General features: G+C 64.7%; 6 protein-coding genes and 1 pseudogene. 6 read left to right on the top strand and 1 reads right to left on the bottom strand.

Translation table 11 applies throughout. The features are described 5' to 3' along the window. Window positions 1-9 precede the first annotated feature (9 nt). Window positions 10-1,449 (top strand): MFS transporter, encoded by a 1,440-nt coding sequence (locus tag EOC06_RS32270; protein ID WP_128309691.1) that lies wholly within the window; start codon window positions 10-12, stop codon window positions 1,447-1,449. A gap of 6 nt (window positions 1,450-1,455) precedes the next feature. Here EOC06_RS32270 and EOC06_RS32265 read toward each other — a convergent pair whose 3' ends face one another. Beyond that, the gene (locus EOC06_RS32265; RefSeq protein WP_027035988.1) at window positions 1,456-2,472 is read right to left on the bottom strand and encodes a polyprenyl synthetase family protein; all 1,017 of its coding nucleotides are present in this window, start codon (window positions 2,470-2,472) and stop codon (window positions 1,456-1,458) included. 201 nt (window positions 2,473-2,673) lie between these two features. Here EOC06_RS32265 and EOC06_RS32260 point away from each other — a divergent pair, with 201 nt between their 5' ends. From EOC06_RS32260 to EOC06_RS32240, 5 genes and pseudogenes are all read left to right on the top strand, one after another. After that, window positions 2,674-2,898: a DUF2007 domain-containing protein gene (locus EOC06_RS32260; protein ID WP_027035989.1), complete on the top strand. Its 225-nt coding sequence runs from the start codon at window positions 2,674-2,676 to the stop codon at window positions 2,896-2,898. Continuing rightward, window positions 2,898-3,698, top strand: a complete 801-nt coding sequence (locus EOC06_RS32255) for a tRNA1(Val) (adenine(37)-N6)-methyltransferase (protein ID WP_128309690.1) — start codon at window positions 2,898-2,900, stop codon at window positions 3,696-3,698. Before EOC06_RS32260 ends, EOC06_RS32255 begins: the two co-directional genes overlap by 1 nt. A 79-nt stretch (window positions 3,699-3,777) precedes the next feature. After that, complete coding sequence (locus tag EOC06_RS32250) at window positions 3,778-4,641, top strand: S49 family peptidase (protein ID WP_027035991.1); 864 nt, start codon at window positions 3,778-3,780, stop codon at window positions 4,639-4,641. Between the two features lie 83 nt (window positions 4,642-4,724). Further along, on the top strand, window positions 4,725-4,910 hold the full coding sequence (locus EOC06_RS32245) for an NfeD family protein (protein WP_027035992.1): 186 nt from the start codon (window positions 4,725-4,727) through the stop codon (window positions 4,908-4,910). A 20-nt stretch (window positions 4,911-4,930) separates the two neighbouring features. After that, window positions 4,931-5,159, top strand: a pseudogene (locus EOC06_RS32240) (4-(cytidine 5'-diphospho)-2-C-methyl-D-erythritol kinase); the annotation flags it as partial.

Below are 5,159 nucleotides of genomic sequence, written 5' to 3'. Positions count from 1 at the left end.
GAGACGGGCATGAGTTCACTCGATCAAGGTCTGCCGCTCGGCGCCACGGCAACACAGAAAGGGATTGGCGCGAAGCGCGGCGCCACGCTGGCATTGCTCGCCTTCGCCCAGCTTATCATCGCTCTCGACATCAACATCGTCTTCGTGGCGCTGCCCGAAATCGGGGCTGGGCTGGGCTTTTCCGGCCAGACCTTGCAATGGGTGGTGAGCGCCTACACCGTGTTTACCGGCGGTTTTCTGCTGTTCGGCGGCCGCGCCGCCGACCTTATCGGTCAGCGCCGCATCTTCATCTTCTATGCGCTTTCGTCGCTGGTCGGCGGCCTCGCCTGGTCGCCGGAAATCATCATCGCTGCGCGTGCCGTGCAAGGCATCGGCGGCGCTTTCCTGTTCCCGGCGACGCTCTCGCTGATCAACCGCCTGTTTGCCGAAGGACCGGAACGCAACAGGGCGCTGGCGGTGTGGGGCGGTGCCGGCGCGAGCGGCCTTACCCTTGGCTCACTGGCCGGTGGAATCCTGACAGGCGCCTTCGGCTGGTCGTCGGTCTTCTACGTCAATGTGCTGCTGGCTGGCATCGCCATCATCGCCGCATTTGCCATCATTCCGCGCGATCCCAAGCGGCACCAGCACCGCAACTTCGATCTGCCGGGCGCGCTGACCGTCACCGCAGGCGCCACATTGCTGGTCTTCACGCTGGTCCAGGGACCTGAATATGGCTGGGGTTCGCCAGCGATCATCGCCAGCGCCGCACTGGCAGCGATCTTCATTATCGCCTTCGCGCTGATTGAGGCGAAGAGCGCTGACCCGCTGATGCCGCTGCGGCTGTTCCGCAATCGCAGCCTCGTCGCCGGCATGACGATCACCTTCCTGTTCATGGGAACGTTCGGAGCGCTGCCCTATTTCCTGACCGTGCTGTTGCAGACCGTACATGGCTTCACCGCCCTGCAAACAGGCCTGGCGTTCCTGGTGCCGTCGATCGCCATCGCCGCCGGCACGCAGCTTGGTGAACGCCTGGCGACGCGCTTTTCTACACGCTCGACCCTGGTCGGCGGCATGATAGTCGGCGCAGCCGGCACAGCGCTGATGGTCCTTGGAGCATCAGCCGACAGCAGCTATGCCGCCATCGTTCCCGGCCTGATCATCTCCGGTGTCGGACAGGGCATCGTCTGGACCGCCATGTGGATCGCGGCCGCGTCGGGCGTGGCACACGACGAACAGGGCGTCGCCTCGGGGATGGCCTGCACGACGCTCAACATCGGCAACGCGATCGGCATGGCGACGTTGATCGCCATCGCAAACGGCCATGTCGGCGGATTGACTGGCGATGCACTGAAGGCCGCGATAGCCGACGGCATACAGATCGCCTTCTGGCTGGCGGCGGCGGGCATCTTTGTCAGCCTGCTGGCCGCGTTCGCTTTGCCGGGAAAGGCGAAGCAGCCGGCAACCGGGTGACGCCGCTCAGTTCACCCGGCTGATGCAGAAATCGATGACGTCGATCAGCGCCGATTTCTGCGGCGTCGCTTCCAGCGGCGCCAGCGCGTCGCGGGCGATCTCGCCGAAATGGCGGGCTCGACCGATCGTGTCGGCAATGGCGCCGTGGCGAGTCATCAGGCCAGTCGCCTTTTCCAGGCCGGCGTCATCGGTGACATTGTCCTCGATGGCGCGCTTCCAGAAAGTGCGCTCGGCCTTGGTGCCGCGCCGGTAGGCGAGGATGACCGGCAAGGTCACCTTGCCTTCGCGGAAATCGTCGCCGACATTCTTGCCCAGATCCTTGCTGGTGCCGCCATAGTCCAGCGCGTCGTCGATCAGCTGGAAGGCAAGGCCGAGATTCATGCCGTAGGAGCGCAGCGCGGCACGATCGTTGCGCGTCGCCTGGGCGATGACGGGCCCGACCTCGGCAGCAGCCGAAAACAGTGCGGCGGTCTTGGCCTTGATGACGGCGAAATGCTCGTCCTCGGTGGTTTCGAGGTTCTTGGCGGCGGCAAGCTGCATGACCTCGCCCTCGGCGATGATCGAAGCAGCACTCGACAGGATATCGAGCGCTTCGAGCGAGCCGACATCGACCATCATGCGGAAAGCCTGGCCGAGCAGGAAGTCGCCGACCAGCACGCTTGCCTGGTTGCCCCAGATCATGCGGGCGGTCTTCTTGCCGCGCCGCATGCCGCTCTCGTCGACGACATCGTCGTGCAGAAGCGTCGCCGTGTGCATGAATTCGACGGAGGTGGCGAGCTTGACGTGGCCCTCGCCGGCATAGCCGAACATCTGCGCGGCGGCCAGCGTCAACATCGGCCGCAGCCGTTTGCCGCCGGACGAGATCAGATGGTTGGCGACCTCCGGGATCATCTCGACGTCGGAGCCGGCCTTGGAGAGGATCAATTCATTGACGCGCCCCATATCGGCGGCAGTCAGATCGATCAGATCCTTGATGGAGGCGGGCTCCCGCTTCCCGTTTTCGATGTTGAGAACGACACCCACGACAATCACTCCCGTCTTGGTATAGAGCGTGCGACGGCACCCTTAGTCCCTGTTTGGACTCTAGGGCGGCGGACATGGCCACGGCAAGTGGCGAATTGGCGCGGCGTCGGCGACAGAATGTCAACGACCCCCAAGGGAGCGGCTCTGCCTCGGAATCCCCTGCCCGTTTACATCAATAGCGCAAACTGCGAGTTTCATACGATGATAGAACTTGTCCGCACCAACGATGCCGTGATCATCTCCTTTGTTGAATCGCTGATGCGCGACGCCGGCATCGCCTGCTTTGTCGCCGACCAGAATATGAGCATTCTCGAAGGGTCGATCGGTCTTTTGCAGAAGCGCGTCATGATCGACGCGAACCAGGCCGATGCGGCGCGGCGTATCCTCAGGGATGCCGGCATCGCCAACGAAATCCGCGGAAAATAATGTCCGCCGCGCCCGCCGCCCTTGTCCCGGACACGCCGGCCCATACGGTCGATGCTTTCCATCGCGGCCGGTTCTGGCTCGTCCAGCCCAAGCAGGGCGGCCATCGCGCCGGCATGGATGCGATGATGCTGGCGGCATCCGTGCCATCGACCTTTGGCGGGCGCCTGGCCGATTTCGGCGCCGGAGCCGGAGCTGCCGGACTGGCGGTGCTGTCACGCTGCCCGGCGGCAGAGGCGGTGCTGGTCGAACGCGCGCCGGAAATGGCGGCCTTCGCGGCGGCCACGCTTGCCCATCCCGGCAATGCCCATCTCAGCGATCGCGCCTCCGTGCTGGTCGCCGATGTCACCGTATCGGGCCGGGCGCGGGCGGCCGCCGGCCTCGCCGACAATGATTTCGACTTCGCCATCATGAACCCTCCCTTCAACGCTCCCCGGGACCGCGCCTCCCCCGATCGCCTCAGAAAAGAGGCCCATGTCATGGAGGACGGGGTGTTCGAGAGCTGGATCCGCAGTGCGGCGGCGGTGGTCAGGCCGCGCGGCGGGCTCGCCGTGATCGCCCGGCCCGAACAGCTCGGCGCCATTCTCGATGCGATCACGGGGCGCTTCGGCGATGCCGAGATGCTCGCCGTCCACCCTCGCCCCGACGCGGCGGCAATCCGCATCGTCTTGCGGGCAGCGCTCGGGGCACGGGGAAAGCTTGCCATCCGCCCGCCCCTGATGCTGCACGCGCAATCAGGCAACGGGCCCGACGAGCGCAGCGAAATGATCACCAACGGCCTCGCCTCGCTGTTCGGAGATTGAGCTATTCTGCCCGGCCACATTGCCGTTGGCCGGGAAATCCCTACATGCCTGCAACCCATCGACCGGAGACCGCGCCCTCGTGAAACGACTCATCAACCGCCTGTTGCCGAAATCCTGGCGCTCCACCGTCGTCACCATTCCGGTCATCCGGCTGCACGGCACCATCATGGCAGGCGGTGGCCAGTTCCGGCCGAGCCTGTCGCTGGCCTCCACCGCCGGCCTCATCGAGAAGGCGTTTTCCTACGACGCGCCGGCGGTCGCCATCTCGATCAATTCGCCCGGCGGCTCGCCGGTGCAGTCTCGGCTGATCTTCAAGCGCATCCGTGACCTGGCCACGGAAAAGAACAAAAAGGTGCTGGTCTTCGTCGAGGACGTCGCGGCGTCGGGCGGCTACATGATCGCGGTCGCCGGCGACGAGATCTTCGCCGACCCGTCCTCCATCGTCGGGTCGATCGGCGTCGTCTCAGCTTCGTTCGGCTTCCCGGAACTGATGAAGAAGATCGGAATCGAACGACGTGTCCACACTGCCGGCCAGAACAAGGCGGTGCTCGACCCGTTCAAGCCCGAGAAAAAGGAAGATGTCGAGCGGCTGAAGGCGCTACAGCTCGAGGTGCACGGCACGTTCATCGACCTCGTCAAGGAGCGGCGCGGCACGAAACTGAAGGACGACCCGGACCTGTTCACCGGCCTGTTCTGGACAGGGATCAAGGGCCTCGAACTCGGCCTGGTCGATGCGCTCGGCGATATGCGCACGGTGCTCAAGACCCGTTTCGGGGCAAAAACCCAGCTCAGGCTGATCACGGCGCCGCGCGGTTTCCTCAGCCGCTTCGGCCTGTTCGGCTCAAGCAAGGGCTTTTCAGCGCCCGATATCGCAGCCGCTGCCGCCAGCGGCGTGATCGATGCGGCGGAAGAGCGCGCATTGTGGTCTCGCTTCGGGCTTTGAAAACCGGGCAAAACCGTTTAGCATGAGAGCTTAACCGACCCGACCGGCCGCCTTCGCCGGCCCAGCGTGGGAGGAGTTTTGGCATGCCGCAGATCATTTTCTTCGCCGTCGTTGGCGTCGCCGCCTATTTCGGCTACCGCACCTTCATCCGCGAAGCCGAGCGCGTGACCGCCAAGGTGCGGCGCACCGAAAAGCAGGCAGCCAACGGCGCGATCGGAACGTTAGTCAAGGATCCGAAGACCGGCGAGTACCGGCTGGCCAAGGACTGAGCACCATTTCGCAGACCATTGTGGAAACCGACATCGGGTCGCGTAGCTGGCACGCGCACGCCAAGATCAATCTTGCGCTGCATGTCACCGGCAGGCGGCCTGACGGCTATCACCTGATCGAAAGCCTGGCGGTGTTCACGCGGTTTGGCGACAGGGTCGAAATCGCGCCCGCCGACGGCGATGAATTTACCGTCTCCGGCCGCTACGCCCCGGCCGTTCCTCTCGACGCCAGCAATCTGGTGCCTAGGG

The organism is Mesorhizobium sp. M7A.F.Ca.MR.362.00.0.0, from assembly GCF_004023175.1.
Classification (GTDB): Bacteria; Pseudomonadota; Alphaproteobacteria; order Rhizobiales; family Rhizobiaceae; genus Mesorhizobium.
This window is presented reverse-complemented; position numbering and strand designations above follow the sequence as displayed.